The sequence below is a fragment of the Rhizobium sp. WYCCWR 11128 genome (assembly GCF_013416305.1).
In the GTDB taxonomy this organism is placed as follows: Bacteria; Pseudomonadota; Alphaproteobacteria; order Rhizobiales; family Rhizobiaceae; genus Rhizobium; species Rhizobium indicum.
Window position 1 is genome coordinate 829,144 of the sequence record NZ_JACCEZ010000001.1, and the last position, 12,718, is coordinate 841,861.

Below are 12,718 nucleotides of genomic sequence, written 5' to 3' on the forward strand. Positions count from 1 at the left end.
TCAGATGAATTCCATGAATACGAACTACTCCATCCGCGATGAAATCCGCGATTTCTGGTCGGAACGGGCGGCGACCTTCGACCAGAGCGTCGGCCATGAAATCTTTTCGGAAGCGGAGCGGAAAGGCTGGCAGCGGCTGATCAGAAAACATCTGGGCGAGGGGCAGGGGCGCGCGGCACTCGATCTCGCCTGCGGCACCGCCGTCATCTCGCATCTCATGTACGATGTCGGCTTTGCGGTCACCGGCCTCGACTGGTCGGATGCGATGCTGGCGCAGGCGCGCGCCAAGGCGAAGAAGCGGGGCACCGATATCCGTTTCGTTTCCGGCGACGCCGAAAACACGATGGAGCCCAAGGACAGTTACGATGTCATCACCAACCGCCATCTCGTCTGGACGCTGGTGGACCCGGCTTCTGCCTTTAAGGAATGGTTCTCGGTATTGAAGCCGGGCGGCAAGGTGCTGATACTCGACGGCAATATGGGTAAGGAAACCTGGGTCAAAGGCCTGCAGAAACTCTGGACGAAGGTAACAGGCAAACCGCCGGCGAGCCACATGTCGCCGGAGATGATGGCGCGCCACCAGAAGATCCGCTCACGCGTGCATTTCTCCAGCCAGATGCCGGCCGAAGCAGTCGTCGATCTTCTGCGCCAAGCCGGATTTACCGATATCGTCGTCGACCGCAAACTCGCCGATATCCATTGGGCGCAGGCCCGCAAGATGCCGTTCCTGCGCGGACTGGAGCGCATGGTGCAGGACCGGTTTGCGATCTGTGCGCGCAAGCCTGGGTGATGGGGTTGGCGCCCGCCGGCGGCTCCGCTTAGTTCAGGGGTTCGCCGTGGGGTACCCCCTCTGCCCTGCCGGGCATCTCCCCCACAAGGGGGGAGATCGGATGGGCGCAACGCTTCCCCAAACAATGACGGATTGGTATGCCGTGCATCGGTAGAGGGAGATCGATGGTCCAACCTCCTGCCGATCTCCCTCCTTGTGGGGGAGATGCCCGGCAGGGCAGAGGGGGGTGGCATCCGCCAACGCCTCTTACTGGGGCGCGGCATCCTCCAACGCACCTCAGGATGAGGCTCTCTCGGGGCTGGCTGTGTTTAGGGAGTTTGCCGCACCGTATCCCGGCCCTTCGCTTGGGCTCAGGGCGTTCGGCACTGCGATCGATTCACTGGATCGATCACTCCCCAATTCGCGGGGACCGCGCGTCACCCACCCGTAACACTCATATGCCGCGCCACCGCCGGACGATTATGGGTGCGGTCGATGATAAAGTCGTGACCCTTGGGTTTGCGGGTGATGGCCTCGTCGATGGCGGTATGGAGGAGGGCGTCGTCTTCGGTGGCGCGGAGGGCTGAGCGGAGATCGGCGGCGTCGTTCTGGCCGAGGCACATGTAGAGCGTGCCGGTACAGGTGAGGCGCACGCGGTTGCAGCTCTCGCAGAAATTATGGGTCATCGGGGTGATGAAGCCAAGGCGGCCGCCGGTCTCTTCGACCCTGACGTAACGCGCCGGGCCGCCGGTCTGGTAATCGATGTCCGCAAGCGTGAACTGCTCTTCAAGATCGGCGCGCAGCTTTGAAAGCGGCAGATACTGGTCGGTGCGGTCTTCTTCGATCTCGCCCATCGGCATGGTTTCGATGACGGTCAGATCCATGCCGCGGCCATGGGCGAAGCGCAGAAGTTCCGGCATCTCGGCATCGTTGAAATCCTTCAGCGCCACGGCGTTGAGCTTGATCTTCAACCCGGCTTTCTGAGCCGCGTCGATGCCTTCCATGACTTTGGCGAAGTCGCCCCAGCGGGTGATCTTGCGGAACTTGTCCGGGTTGAGCGTATCGAGTGAAACATTGATGCGGCGCACGCCGCAATCATAAAGCTCCTCGGCATGGCGGGAAAGCTGCGAGCCATTGGTCGTCAGCGTCAGCTCGTCGAGGCCGGAACCGATCTTCTGGCCGAGCTGGCGCACCAGATACATGATGTTCTTGCGCACCAAGGGCTCGCCGCCGGTCAACCTGATCTTGCTGACACCCTTGGCGATGAAGGCGGAACAGAGCCGGTCGAGCTCTTCCAGCGTCAAGAGATCCTTCTTCGGCAGGAAGGTCATATTCTCCGCCATGCAATAGGTGCAGCGGAAATCGCAGCGGTCCGTGACGGAGACGCGAAGATAGGTGACCGCCCGCCCGAAGGGGTCGATCATCGGGTGTGCATCCGCCACTAGCGGCGATGCATTGCCTATCGTTCCGACTCTGGTGTTCACCTGTATCTCCGTACTCTCATCAATGTGGGCATATGCTATTGTCGCGTCAAGGGAAACAGCCCGCGCGAGCATGCCAATTTCAGCTTGCGCTGAAAAAGATCAACGCCTACTCCTCGCATGAGAAGAGGACAAAATGATGAGCGATATCTGGCCGAGCGAACTTCGCGTTTCGAAAGACAGGCAGCGGCTGGCGGTGACTTTCAACGACGGCCAGAGCTTCGACCTGTCGGCCGAGCTCTTGCGTGTGCTGTCGCCCTCGGCCGAGGTGCAAGGCCATGGGCCCGGGCAGAAGGTGACGGTGCCCGGCAAACGCAATGTTGCGATCATCTCGATGATGCCGACCGGCAATTACGCGGTCCGGATCGGCTTCGACGACATGCACGATACCGGCATCTACACCTGGACCTATCTGCGCGAGCTCGGCGAACGGGGCGCGGAGCTGTTTTCGGCCTACGAGAACGAGCTCAGCGAAAAGGGCATGAACCGCGATACGGCGGAGAAGCCGCGCTGACGCTCACGAGAGCGCCGCTATCACTTTCAAGAGACCCACAATTCCAGCCATCGGGGGGCCATATGGCGAAAACGAACGGAAAGAACTGGCTGCGCGCCAAGGGCAGCGCCAGCAGCAACAAGGTGACCTTCCTCGAACTGTTCTTCGACCTGGTCTTCGTCTTTTCGATCTCGCAGCTCTCGCATGCGCTCGCCGCCCACTACACGCCGCTCGGTGCCGCCGAAGCGGCGCTGATGACCTTCGCCGTCTGGTGGGTGTGGATCTTCACCGCCTGGGTGACGAACTGGCTCGATCCGGACAAGATGCCGGTGCGTGGCATGCTGGTGGCGCTGATGATGCTCGGGCTGCTGCTGTCTGCCTCCATTCCCGAGGCTTTCGGCGACAAGGGGCTGCTGTTTGCCGGCGCCTATGTGGCGATGCAGGTCGGGCGCTCGCTGTTTACGACCTATGCGATGACGCGCGTCGACCGCGCCAATACGCTGAATTTCGTCCGCATCACCGCCTGGCTCGTGGCTGCAGGGGTCTTCTGGATTGTCGGCGGGCTGCTCGAGCATGAAGCCCGGCTGATCGCCTGGGTGATAGCGCTTGCGATCGAATATGCCGGGCCGGCCGCGGGCTTTGCCGTGCCGGTGCTCGGCCGCTCGACGGCGCGGGACTGGGACGTTTCCGGCGCGCACATGGCGGAACGCTGTGCACTCTTCGTCATCATCTGTCTCGGCGAAGCGATCCTCGTTTCCGGCCGCACCTTTGCGGAGCTGCCGTTCTCAGGACTGACCAACGTCGTCTTCGTCACCGCCTTCATCGGCACGGTCGCCATGTGGTGGCTCTACTTCCGCTTCGGCCACGGGCGCGCCGCCCACCGCATCGAGCATGAAGAGACGCCGGGAAGCTTGGCGCGGCAGGCCTTCACCTATGGGCATATCCCAATTCTTGCCGGCATCATCGTCCATGCGGTCGCGGTCGAGTTCATGTTCTCGCATCCGCATGAAACCGGCGATCTCGGAATCGCCGCCGCCGTGCTTGGCGGCTCCGGCCTGTTCCTGATCGGCAATCTCTGGTTCAAGGGCGCGACCAGCGGGCGGATGCCGCTCTCGCATCTCGCCGGCCTGGTGTTTTTGATCCTGCTTGCCTTTGTCGCGCCCTTCATCGAGGTCTATCTGATGGGCATTCTGGCGACGCTGGTGCTGATCGTCGTCGCCGCCTGGGAATACCGCTCGCTGACGGGTACGGAGGCGGCGCCGACGCTGCATTGAACATCAGTCCTCGTCGCGCAGATCTTTCAGCAGCATGGTGATGATCCGCTCCATCGAATCGGCGGTCGCCATGCATTGCTCTATCGGCTCGTCCGACAGCACGCGATCGATGAGGCCGGTCTGGATGGCCATGGCTTCCTCACTCAGCTTTCGACCCTCTGGCGTCAAATAGAGGCGCAGCACACGCTTGTCGCGTTCGTCATCGCGGCGAAGGATTAGACCGCGCTTTTCCATCTGCGGCAGCAGCATGCTCATATTGGAGCGGCCGACCAGCAGCTTGCGCGCCAGTTCCTGCTGCGAGATGCCTTCGAAACGATAGAGATTGACCAGGATATCGAGGTGCGGCGGCTTGATGTCGAGATCGGCAAGCGAGCGGGCCAGGGATTGTTGCATGAGCTGGCAGGCGCGAGCCACCGCGATCCAGCTGCGAAAACGCGGATGATCCCAGGGAAGGGATTGATTTTTGTTCATCGTTGTACTTTATTGTTCAGTGTTGAACAGTATTTTGGAATCCCACTATGGCAAACTTTGCGCTTAACGTCACCCGCCTCGGGTTTTCGCTGCTGCAGGCGGTTTCTCCTGATCTGGCGGCCAGAGCGGCGTTCCAGCTGTTCTGCCGGACGCCGTCAGCAAGACCCAAGGGCACAAAGTCGAAGCTGGCGCATGCGGCGGGTGCGGCCCGGCTTGCCGGCGCCGAACGCTTTACCCTCCGGCTTGCCGGCGGGCGCCAAGCGCATGCCTATCGGCTGAACGGCGGGGCGAGGGGCAAACGCAAGCGCTATCTGGTGACGCATGGCTGGGGATCGAGCGCGACATATATGGCCGAACTCGTCTCGATGCTTGCGGCAACGGGCGCGGAGGTCGTGGCGCTCGATTTTCCCGGCCACGGCCGTTCCGGCGGGCGCTTCCTGCATATGGGGCTTGCGGTCGAGACGATCGCAGCGGCCGAGGCGCGCTTCGGCGCATTCGATGCGGCGATCGGCCATTCCTTTGGCGGCGCGGCGTTGATGGTCTCGGCGGCGGGCCTGCTGCCCAGCGTTGCGCCTGTTGGCGGCGACCGCCTAGTGCTGATCGGCGCGCCGAGCGAAATGGGCTGGCTGTTTACCGATTTCGGCCGGATGGTCGGTCTTCGCCCTGCGGCGCAAGCCACACTGGAGAATGAGGTCCATCGCGTCACCGGCCGGAGACTTGAGGATTTCGACGCCGGCGCGGCGGCGGGCGTCATCGGCCGGCCGGTGCTCGTCATCCATGCCGAGGAAGACAAGGAGGTGTCGTCTCTCCATGCCAGGCGCTATGGCGCGGCGGGGAAGGGCGTTCGGCTGTTCTGGGCGAACGGCTTCGGCCACCGGCGCATCATCGGCGCCGCACCGGTTCTTGCCGCGATCGCGGCGTTTCTCGACGGCGATCGGGGCGTGGGTGAAGTGCCTGATGAAAGCATCAAAAAAGATGCGGAGATCATTCCGTTTTTTGAGCTTCCGGCAAGGCGCGCGGCATTGTAGCGTCCGTCGCGAAGATCAAGCCGCGGCGGGACGCCTCATGAAAATCATCAGCAGCATCGAAGAGCTCAATACGATTTATGGCGCTGGGCTTTCGCCGGCCTCCGTCACCAAGGTGACGAAGCAATTGACCCCCCTCTATCGTGAGATGATCGAGATCTCACCGTTTGCGGCGCTTGCGACCGTCGGGCCGGAAGGGCTCGATTGTTCACCGCGCGGCGATCTTGGCGGCGTGGTGCGCGTCGCCGACGACGAGACGCTGCATCTGCCGGATTGGCGCGGCAACAACCGCGTTGATTCGCTCTCCAACATTGTGCGCGATCCGCGCCTGGCGCTGATGTTCCTGATCCCCGGCTCGAACACGACGATGCGCATCAACGGCCGCGGTATCGTCTCCGACGACGAGGCGCTGCTTTCGAGCTTCGAGATGGACGGCAAACATCCGCGTACCGTCGTCGTCATTTCGATCGACGAGGTCTATTTCCAATGCGCGCGTGCCGTGATGCGGGCCGAACTCTGGAACGGAGAACACTTCGCCGATCCGGCGAAGCTGCCGACGCCGGGACAGATGCTGAAGGCTGCGGTGGGTGATTTCGACCAGGAGACCTATGACCGGGAATGGCCGGGCAGGGCGGCGAAGACGATGTGGTAGGGTGTGGTGTCGAGAAGCGGACACCCACCTCTCTTCCCTCATTCCTGTGCTTGTCACAGGAATCCAGTGCGCCCAAGTCCTTGGGTGCGGAAGACATTTTCACGGTCGCAGAGAGTTATTCACCGCGCAGACGCGCGGTGGCTGGATTCCTGTGACAGGCACAGGAATGAGGGAGCAAGCGGCTACCTCGTCCGTTCCCTCGGACTCCTGGCGGAGCCATCGGCGTGAACCGGACAACAGTCTAAGCCGTCACCTTGTGGTGACAGCGTGCGCACGGCGACCGATTACCCTCACGTCTTATAGATCAGCCAGCTCTTGGTGAAATCCTTCTGCATGCCGTCCTGATAGAGGATGGTGCAGTTGCGGCCGGCATTCTTGGCGCCGTAAAGGGCGATGTCGGTCTTGCTATAGAGTTCGCCGGCATCCCCGGCGCTGGAGGCCATGCAGATGCCGATCGAGACGGTGACCGGACCGTAATTCACCCGCGTACGGGAATTTTTGAAGGGCGTCGTCTCCAGCGTGCGACGAATGCGCTCGGCGATCGCGGTCACTTCCTCGGGCGTGTTGCCATCGATGATGAGGGCGAACTCCTCGCCGCCGGTGCGGGCAACGAAGATGTCACGGCGGACATTGCTGCGGATGACGGAGGCGACTGTGGCGAGCACCTTGTCACCGACCGGATGGCCGTAGGTGTCGTTGATCTTCTTGAAATTGTCGATGTCGCAGAGCAGCAGCGCCGTCACCGGCCGCATGCTCGAATTGTCGAAAATGGCGGCGAGGCGGTCGTCGAAGGCGCGGCGGTTGGAAAGGCGCGTCAGCGAGTCGGTGTTGGCGATGCGCTTGTATTCGTCGAGTTCCTTGCGGACCTGATCCATCTCCTGCGAGCGCTGGACGACGTCCTCGACGGTGCGTTCGCCATGCGCCATGGTGTCGCCGGTCGCCTGGCTCAGGAGATCGATAGCGTTTTCGATCAGTTCGACACTGGCATTGCTCTTGGAGGTGATACGCTTGTGGGTCTCGCCGAGCAGTCTGGTATAGCTTTCGAGCGAACTCTGCTCCTGCCTGAGAATGCGCAGCAGGCCATCGAGCTCGCCTGATATGCGCGTATGGGCATCATCGAAGACACGGGCCGGGCTGTGGGTGAAGTGCTGCGCGCCGAGCGCATCGAGTTCGGCCTGGGTCACTTGGCCGCCGAGGGCCGCAAGCTCGCGGGTCAGGGCTGGATTAGAGCCGATATAGGCCTCGTAGAAGAGCTGGTAATTGCGCGGTATCGGCGCGACGCCCATAGAGCGCATGGCATAGGTGATCTGACCCGCAACGTCGGGAACCGGCACCTTGGGCGCGACAGCCGTATTCATCCGGCGAACTCCTCATATATTCAAAGGCAATATTCTATTTGTTAGCTTAAATTTCTTGGGAAAAGATTAAAGCGATATATACCAAAGATTACATACGACAAATGCCCCATGGGGTAATACTTCGATCAGACCTATGATTCTCCATGGAAAAACGTATCTTTACTGAGGCAGTGCATACTCGCAGAGCGGGTACAGTGTCTGAAAAACTTACAGTTCTTCTCTGCTGGAGACCGTATTCATCTTGTCGACAGTTGGTTTTGGCCGTTTCGTATTGCAGTCTCGACATTTTGGGGATCGTATTTTCTGCAACGGACCCGATCTTGGCCCACAAATCAGGGCGTGAGACCATGGAAACCTCCCGTCATATTTCTTTCGCCATCCTGACCTTCACCGTCCTTGCCGCCGGCGTCTTGCTGCTGGAGCACACCGGCTTCTTCGCCGGCGCTTTCCGCACGGAGATCCTGGCAAGGGTCGATGCTGGGGCTGTGGTGAGCGTGGGCGAGGTGGTCACGGCGCGGAACATCAGCGCGTCGGATAAGGCGTCGGCACGGTAGAGCAGGCGCAGCCTGCCCCATCACCCCAAATTCAGTTCCTGGAAGAAATCATTGCCCTTGTCGTCGATGACAATAAAGGCGGGGAAGTTTTCGACTTCGATCTTCCAGACCGCTTCCATGCCGAGCTCGGGATATTCGAATACTTCAACCTTGCGGATACAGTCCTGGGCAAGACGGGCGGCGGGGCCGCCGATCGAGCCGAGATAGAAGCCGCCATGCTTCTTGCAGGCCTCGCGCACGGGGCGCGAGCGGTTGCCCTTGGCGAGCATCACCATCGAGCCGCCGAAGGACTGGAACTGGTCGACGTAACTATCCATGCGCCCGGCCGTCGTCGGGCCGAAGGAGCCGGAGGCGTAGCCGGCAGGCGTCTTGGCGGGGCCGGCATAGTAGACCGGGTGGTTCTTCAGGTAATCGGGCATGCCTTCGCCCTTTTCCAGCCGTTCGCGGATCTTGGCATGGGCGAGGTCGCGGGCAACGATGATGGTGCCGGTCAAGGACAGGCGGGTCTTGACGGGATGCCTGGAGAGTTCGGCGAGCACCTCGGCCATTGGCCGGTTGAGATCAATGCGCACCGTCGATTCCGACAGTTTCGCCTCGTCGATTTCGGGCATGTATTTCGACGGATCGGTTTCGAGCTGCTCGACGAAAATGCCGTCGCGGGTAATGCGGCCCTTGGCCTGACGGTCGGCGGAACAAGAGACGCCGAGGCCGATCGGCAGCGAGGCGCCGTGGCGGGGCAGGCGGATGACACGCACGTCATGACAGAAATACTTGCCGCCGAACTGGGCGCCGACGCCCATCTGCTGGGTCAGTTTGTGGATTTCCTTCTCCATCTCGATGTCGCGAAAAGCGTGGCCGCTCTCGGAACCTTCGGTCGGCAGTTCGTCGAGATAGCGGGTGGAGGCGAGCTTGACGGTTTTCAGGTTCATCTCGGCCGAGGTGCCGCCGATGACGATCGCCAGATGGTAGGGAGGACAGGCTGCCGTCCCTAACGTCAAGATCTTCTCCTTAAGGAAGTCGATCATTCGGTCGTGGGTCAAGAGCGAGGGCGTGCCCTGGTAGAGGAAGGTCTTGTTGGCCGAGCCGCCGCCCTTGGCGACGAAGAGGAACTCGTAGGCGTCGGTGCCTTCCTCGTAGATGTCGATCTGGGCCGGCAGGTTGTTTCTGGTATTCTTCTCCTCGAACATTTTGACCGGCGCGAGCTGCGAATAACGCAGGTTCTTCTTCTCGTAGGCGTCCATGACGCCGCGGGCCAGCGCTGCACTATCCTCGCCCTCGGTCCAGACCCTGCGGCCTTTCTTGCCCATGATGATCGCCGTGCCGGTATCCTGGCACATGGGCAGCACGCCGCCGGCGGCGATATTGGCGTTCTTCAAGAGATCGTAGGCGACGAAACGGTCATTGTCGGTCGCTTCGGGATCGTCGAGGATCGAGGCGAGCTGTTTCAGGTGGCCGGGACGCAGCAGGTGGTTGATGTCGGCAAAGGCGGTTTCGGCCAGCAGGCGGATCCCCTCCGGCTCGACGGTCAGGATCTCCTGGCCCTTGAACGTGTCGACCGAGACATGGTCGCCGCTGAGCTTGCGATAGGGGGTGGCATCCTTGCCGAGGGGGAAGAGATCGTCAGCCATCGAAGTGACCTTTCTGGTAGGGCGTCGCTAGATTGGAACCGGTCTAAATCCGCCGCGGGGCAAAAGCAATCAGGATGCGGCGGACTCTGGAGTGGGCGGCCATGTCGTGTCGCGTTTTGCAGTCGGCACGTCACACACGGTAAGCGAGTGAAAGTAAAGGGGAAGTCGACATTTTTCGCGAAGCAGACGACTTCAGGTTGCCTTCCGGTCGAGGCCAGTTCATATTCCCGGCAGCGTTAACTTGCCGGGGCTTACAATGACAAATGCAAAGCCAACTGCTGTCGACGACCTTCTCGTTTTTTTCGAAGACAATTGGATCCGTGGGGATCTGCTGCGCCTCGCCAGTGATCCCGAGGGAGCGGACATGTATGCTCGCTTCGTCAATGGCGTGCGTATCGACGCCAAACATGGGCCTGACCATGAAACGATCATCAAGGGCGAGTACGGAACCTTCAGAGTGAAGCCGGACGGCCACTTCGAATATGAGCTGGACTACACGCTCGACGTCGTGAAGAATTTAGGGAAATACGATCAGCTCATCGAGACGCTGAGCTACAAGATGTCCGATGGCTCAGGGGGCACGGACCTCGGCGTGCTGACCCTTGCGATCGACGGCGTCGACGTAGGCGAAAAATACCACGAAGTCCTGGATTTCGACGATATGGGCGTCACCTCGAGGGCGGATAATTTCTCTCTGCCTGACTACCGCAACTTTGCACTTTCGGTGAACGGCAGCCACGACCTGACGCTTCTGAACGGGTATGTCTATGATACCATCCCGGGCGTCGACGCCATCACCGAGGACGGTTTCAGCGATACGGTCCTATTTCCAGGTTCCGCGCCCGTAAGCTTGAAAATGCTCGATGGCGGGGAGTTCTCCTTTCAGAGCGTTTCGATTGCCGAATTGTCGGCAGCGCCCTTTCACCTGACGCTCACCGCCCTGAACGATGGCCAGATCGTCTATCAGCAGGAGCTTGAAGTCACCGGCCCCACTCTCGAGGTCAATCTCGAAGACATTGAAGAAATCCGTTTCGATTTCATGGGCAATTCCGTCGTGATGGACAATTTTTCGCTGTTTGCCTTGCTATAGGCCGGAGGGAGTCGAGGCGTTGCGGCATATCCCCTTCTCCCCCCGAGCGGGGGTCCGAAGGACGGGTCGAGACCTGTGGCTCGACCCCGGTTGGTGGCGGCAGCCGGATGAGGGGCTGTGGCCTATGCGACCTTCCTACTTCGGCCCGATCATCGTTTCCGGGCGCACGATCTCGTCGTACTCTTCCGATGTCACCAGGCCGCTGGCGAGGGCCTCTTCCTTCAGCGTCGTGCCGTTCTTGTGCGCCGTCTTGGCGATCTTGGCGGCGGCGTCGTATCCGATCTTCGGGGCAAGTGCGGTCACCAGCATCAGCGAGCGTTCGAGGCCTGCCTTGATATTGTCCTCGCGCGCCTCGATGCCGACGACGCAATTGTCGGTGAAGGAGACGGCGGCGTCGGCGAGCAGCTGCACCGACTGCAGGAAATTATAGGCCATCATCGGATTGTAGACGTTGAGCTCGAAATGGCCCTGGCTGTCGGCGAAGGTCAGAGCCGCGTTGTTGCCGAAGATATGGATGCAGACTTGCGTCAGCGCCTCGCACTGGGTCGGATTGACCTTGCCGGGCATGATCGAGGAGCCGGGCTCGTTTTCCGGCAGCGCCAGCTCGCCGAGGCCGGCGCGCGGGCCGGAACCGAGCAGGCGGATATCGTTGGCAATCTTGAAGAGGGCAGCGGCTGCCGCGTTGATGGCGCCGTGGGAAAAGACCATGCTGTCATGCGAGGCGAGCGCCTCGAACTTGTTCGGCGCAGTGACGAAAGGCATGCCCGTGATGGCGGCGATCTCTTCGGCGACCTTTTCGGCAAAACCCACCGGCGCATTGAGGCCGGTGCCGACGGCAGTGCCGCCCTGGGCGAGCTCGCAAAGGCCGGGCAGGGTCATTTCGATGCGCTTGATGGCGGAGCCGACCTGGGCCGCGTAACCCGAAAATTCCTGGCCGAGGGTCAGCGGCGTCGCATCCTGGGTGTGGGTGCGGCCGATCTTGATGATGTGGCTGAATTCGGTGACCTTCATGTCAAGCGCGGCATGCAGGTGCTTGAGGGCCGGGAGCAGGTGATGGGCGATCTGCTCGGCGCAGGCGATGTGCATGGCCGTCGGATAGGTGTCGTTCGACGACTGGCTCATGTTGACGTGATCGTTCGGATGCACCGGCTTCTTGGAACCCATGACGCCGCCGAGCATTTCTATCGCACGATTGGAGATCACCTCGTTGGCATTCATATTGGACTGCGTGCCTGAACCGGTCTGCCAGACGACCAGTGGAAAGTGGTCGTTCAGCTTGCCGTCGATAACCTCCTGGGCGGCGTCGACGATCGCTTTGCCGAGGGCAGGATCGAGCTGGTCGAGCGACATGTTGGCGCGGGCGGCGGCCTGCTTGACGATGCCGAGCGCACGCACGATCGACAGCGGCTGCTTTTCCCAGCCGATCTTGAAATTGCCGAGCGAACGCTCGGCCTGGGCGCCCCAATATCGGTCGGCGACGACCTCGATCGGGCCAAAAGTATCTGTTTCGGTGCGGGTTGCGGTCATCGGCCTTGCCTTCCCTTTACATGCTGTTTTCGGGCATTTTCGAAAGATGAGGTCTTATAGGTTGGAAAGTCCGACAAGAAAACTGGACGCCGCGCGAAATATTGAAATTGCCAGTCATGTTTGCGCTGGCTTTTCGGCGTGCCTTTTAAGCCACTTTGGAAATTTTATGCGTTCGGGCGTTTTCGCCGGACTGGTCTGGCGGCGAAAATTCGGTAAAAAATTAACTAATAATTTCATAATTTTGTGTGAACTGCTGGCCGGCGCCGTGCAGGATCTCCGTCACACAAAATTGAGTCCGCCGGCGCTGGCGGCGCAGGCCGGTTTCTGATCAATGAGGCCCTACGCTGCTTGAGTTTCGCGGGATTTGAGCTTGAGCCTTGCGCTCGTGACAAGAAC

The 12,718-nt window shown here is 60.9% G+C and carries 13 protein-coding genes; 8 read left to right on the forward strand and 5 right to left on the reverse strand.

What is annotated here, in order from left to right; all coding sequences use genetic code 11:
- Positions 1-4 precede the first annotated feature (4 nt).
- Positions 5-790: a methyltransferase domain-containing protein gene (locus tag HX898_RS04075; protein WP_180194061.1), complete on the forward strand. Its 786-nt coding sequence runs from the start codon at positions 5-7 to the stop codon at positions 788-790.
- A 416-nt stretch (positions 791-1,206) separates the two neighbouring features.
- Here the strand turns inward: HX898_RS04075 and moaA are convergent, their stop codons facing one another.
- Positions 1,207-2,253: a GTP 3',8-cyclase MoaA gene (moaA, locus tag HX898_RS04080; RefSeq protein WP_180194062.1), complete on the reverse strand. Its 1,047-nt coding sequence runs from the start codon at positions 2,251-2,253 to the stop codon at positions 1,207-1,209.
- Between the two features lie 136 nt (positions 2,254-2,389).
- Here moaA and HX898_RS04085 point away from each other — a divergent pair, with 136 nt between their 5' ends.
- Positions 2,390-2,764: a DUF971 domain-containing protein gene (locus tag HX898_RS04085; protein ID WP_043294718.1), complete on the forward strand. Its 375-nt coding sequence runs from the start codon at positions 2,390-2,392 to the stop codon at positions 2,762-2,764.
- A 62-nt stretch (positions 2,765-2,826) separates the two neighbouring features.
- Complete coding sequence (locus HX898_RS04090; RefSeq protein ID WP_180194063.1) at positions 2,827-4,017, forward strand: low temperature requirement protein A; 1,191 nt, start codon at positions 2,827-2,829, stop codon at positions 4,015-4,017.
- A 3-nt stretch (positions 4,018-4,020) separates the two neighbouring features.
- Here HX898_RS04090 and HX898_RS04095 read toward each other — a convergent pair whose 3' ends face one another.
- The gene (locus HX898_RS04095; protein WP_025394811.1) at positions 4,021-4,488 is read right to left on the reverse strand and encodes a MarR family transcriptional regulator; all 468 of its coding nucleotides are present in this window, start codon (positions 4,486-4,488) and stop codon (positions 4,021-4,023) included.
- A gap of 47 nt (positions 4,489-4,535) precedes the next feature.
- Between HX898_RS04095 and HX898_RS04100 the strand changes: the two genes are divergently transcribed.
- Positions 4,536-5,516, forward strand: a complete 981-nt coding sequence (locus tag HX898_RS04100) for an alpha/beta fold hydrolase (RefSeq protein ID WP_180194064.1) — start codon at positions 4,536-4,538, stop codon at positions 5,514-5,516.
- A gap of 37 nt (positions 5,517-5,553) precedes the next feature.
- Positions 5,554-6,165, forward strand: coding sequence for a pyridoxamine 5'-phosphate oxidase family protein (locus HX898_RS04105; protein WP_138329241.1), 612 nt, complete (start codon positions 5,554-5,556; stop codon positions 6,163-6,165).
- A 290-nt stretch (positions 6,166-6,455) separates the two neighbouring features.
- On the opposite strand, the gene HX898_RS04110 is transcribed toward HX898_RS04105, so the two are convergent.
- Positions 6,456-7,523, reverse strand: coding sequence for a GGDEF domain-containing protein (locus tag HX898_RS04110; protein WP_003540258.1), 1,068 nt, complete (start codon positions 7,521-7,523; stop codon positions 6,456-6,458).
- A gap of 347 nt (positions 7,524-7,870) precedes the next feature.
- On the opposite strand from HX898_RS04110, the gene HX898_RS04115 reads away from it, so the two are divergent.
- On the forward strand, positions 7,871-8,077 hold the full coding sequence (locus HX898_RS04115) for a hypothetical protein (RefSeq protein WP_138329242.1): 207 nt from the start codon (positions 7,871-7,873) through the stop codon (positions 8,075-8,077).
- 20 nt (positions 8,078-8,097) lie between these two features.
- On the opposite strand, the gene HX898_RS04120 is transcribed toward HX898_RS04115, so the two are convergent.
- On the reverse strand, positions 8,098-9,705 hold the full coding sequence (locus tag HX898_RS04120) for a fumarate hydratase (protein WP_180194065.1): 1,608 nt from the start codon (positions 9,703-9,705) through the stop codon (positions 8,098-8,100).
- A gap of 256 nt (positions 9,706-9,961) precedes the next feature.
- Here HX898_RS04120 and HX898_RS04125 point away from each other — a divergent pair, with 256 nt between their 5' ends.
- Positions 9,962-10,795, forward strand: a complete 834-nt coding sequence (locus tag HX898_RS04125) for a VCBS domain-containing protein (RefSeq protein WP_180194066.1) — start codon at positions 9,962-9,964, stop codon at positions 10,793-10,795.
- A gap of 135 nt (positions 10,796-10,930) precedes the next feature.
- Here HX898_RS04125 and fumC read toward each other — a convergent pair whose 3' ends face one another.
- The gene (gene fumC, locus HX898_RS04130; protein ID WP_180194067.1) at positions 10,931-12,322 is read right to left on the reverse strand and encodes a class II fumarate hydratase; all 1,392 of its coding nucleotides are present in this window, start codon (positions 12,320-12,322) and stop codon (positions 10,931-10,933) included.
- Positions 12,323-12,383: 61 nt separating this feature from the next.
- On the opposite strand from fumC, the gene HX898_RS04135 reads away from it, so the two are divergent.
- Entirely contained in the window at positions 12,384-12,650 is a 267-nt protein-coding gene (locus HX898_RS04135; protein ID WP_180193653.1) for a hypothetical protein, read from the forward strand.
- Positions 12,651-12,718: the final 68 nt, after the last annotated feature.

Bases quoted from the DNA above. Each gene is read 5' to 3' on its own strand.
- HX898_RS04115 (WP_138329242.1), top strand. From the start codon at position 7,871: ATGGAAACCTCCCGTCATATTTCTTTCGCCATCCTGACCTTCACCGTC.
- HX898_RS04085 (WP_043294718.1), top strand. From the start codon at position 2,390: ATGAGCGATATCTGGCCGAGCGAACTTCGCGTTTCGAAAGACAGGCAG.
- fumC (WP_180194067.1), bottom strand. From the start codon at position 12,322: ATGACCGCAACCCGCACCGAAACAGATACTTTTGGCCCGATCGAGGTC.
- HX898_RS04090 (WP_180194063.1), top strand. From the start codon at position 2,827: ATGGCGAAAACGAACGGAAAGAACTGGCTGCGCGCCAAGGGCAGCGCC.
- HX898_RS04125 (WP_180194066.1), top strand. From the start codon at position 9,962: ATGACAAATGCAAAGCCAACTGCTGTCGACGACCTTCTCGTTTTTTTC.
- HX898_RS04075 (WP_180194061.1), top strand. From the start codon at position 5: ATGAATTCCATGAATACGAACTACTCCATCCGCGATGAAATCCGCGAT.
- HX898_RS04105 (WP_138329241.1), top strand. From the start codon at position 5,554: ATGAAAATCATCAGCAGCATCGAAGAGCTCAATACGATTTATGGCGCT.
- HX898_RS04100 (WP_180194064.1), top strand. From the start codon at position 4,536: ATGGCAAACTTTGCGCTTAACGTCACCCGCCTCGGGTTTTCGCTGCTG.
- HX898_RS04095 (WP_025394811.1), bottom strand. From the start codon at position 4,488: ATGAACAAAAATCAATCCCTTCCCTGGGATCATCCGCGTTTTCGCAGC.
- HX898_RS04120 (WP_180194065.1), bottom strand. From the start codon at position 9,705: ATGGCTGACGATCTCTTCCCCCTCGGCAAGGATGCCACCCCCTATCGC.
- HX898_RS04110 (WP_003540258.1), bottom strand. From the start codon at position 7,523: ATGAATACGGCTGTCGCGCCCAAGGTGCCGGTTCCCGACGTTGCGGGT.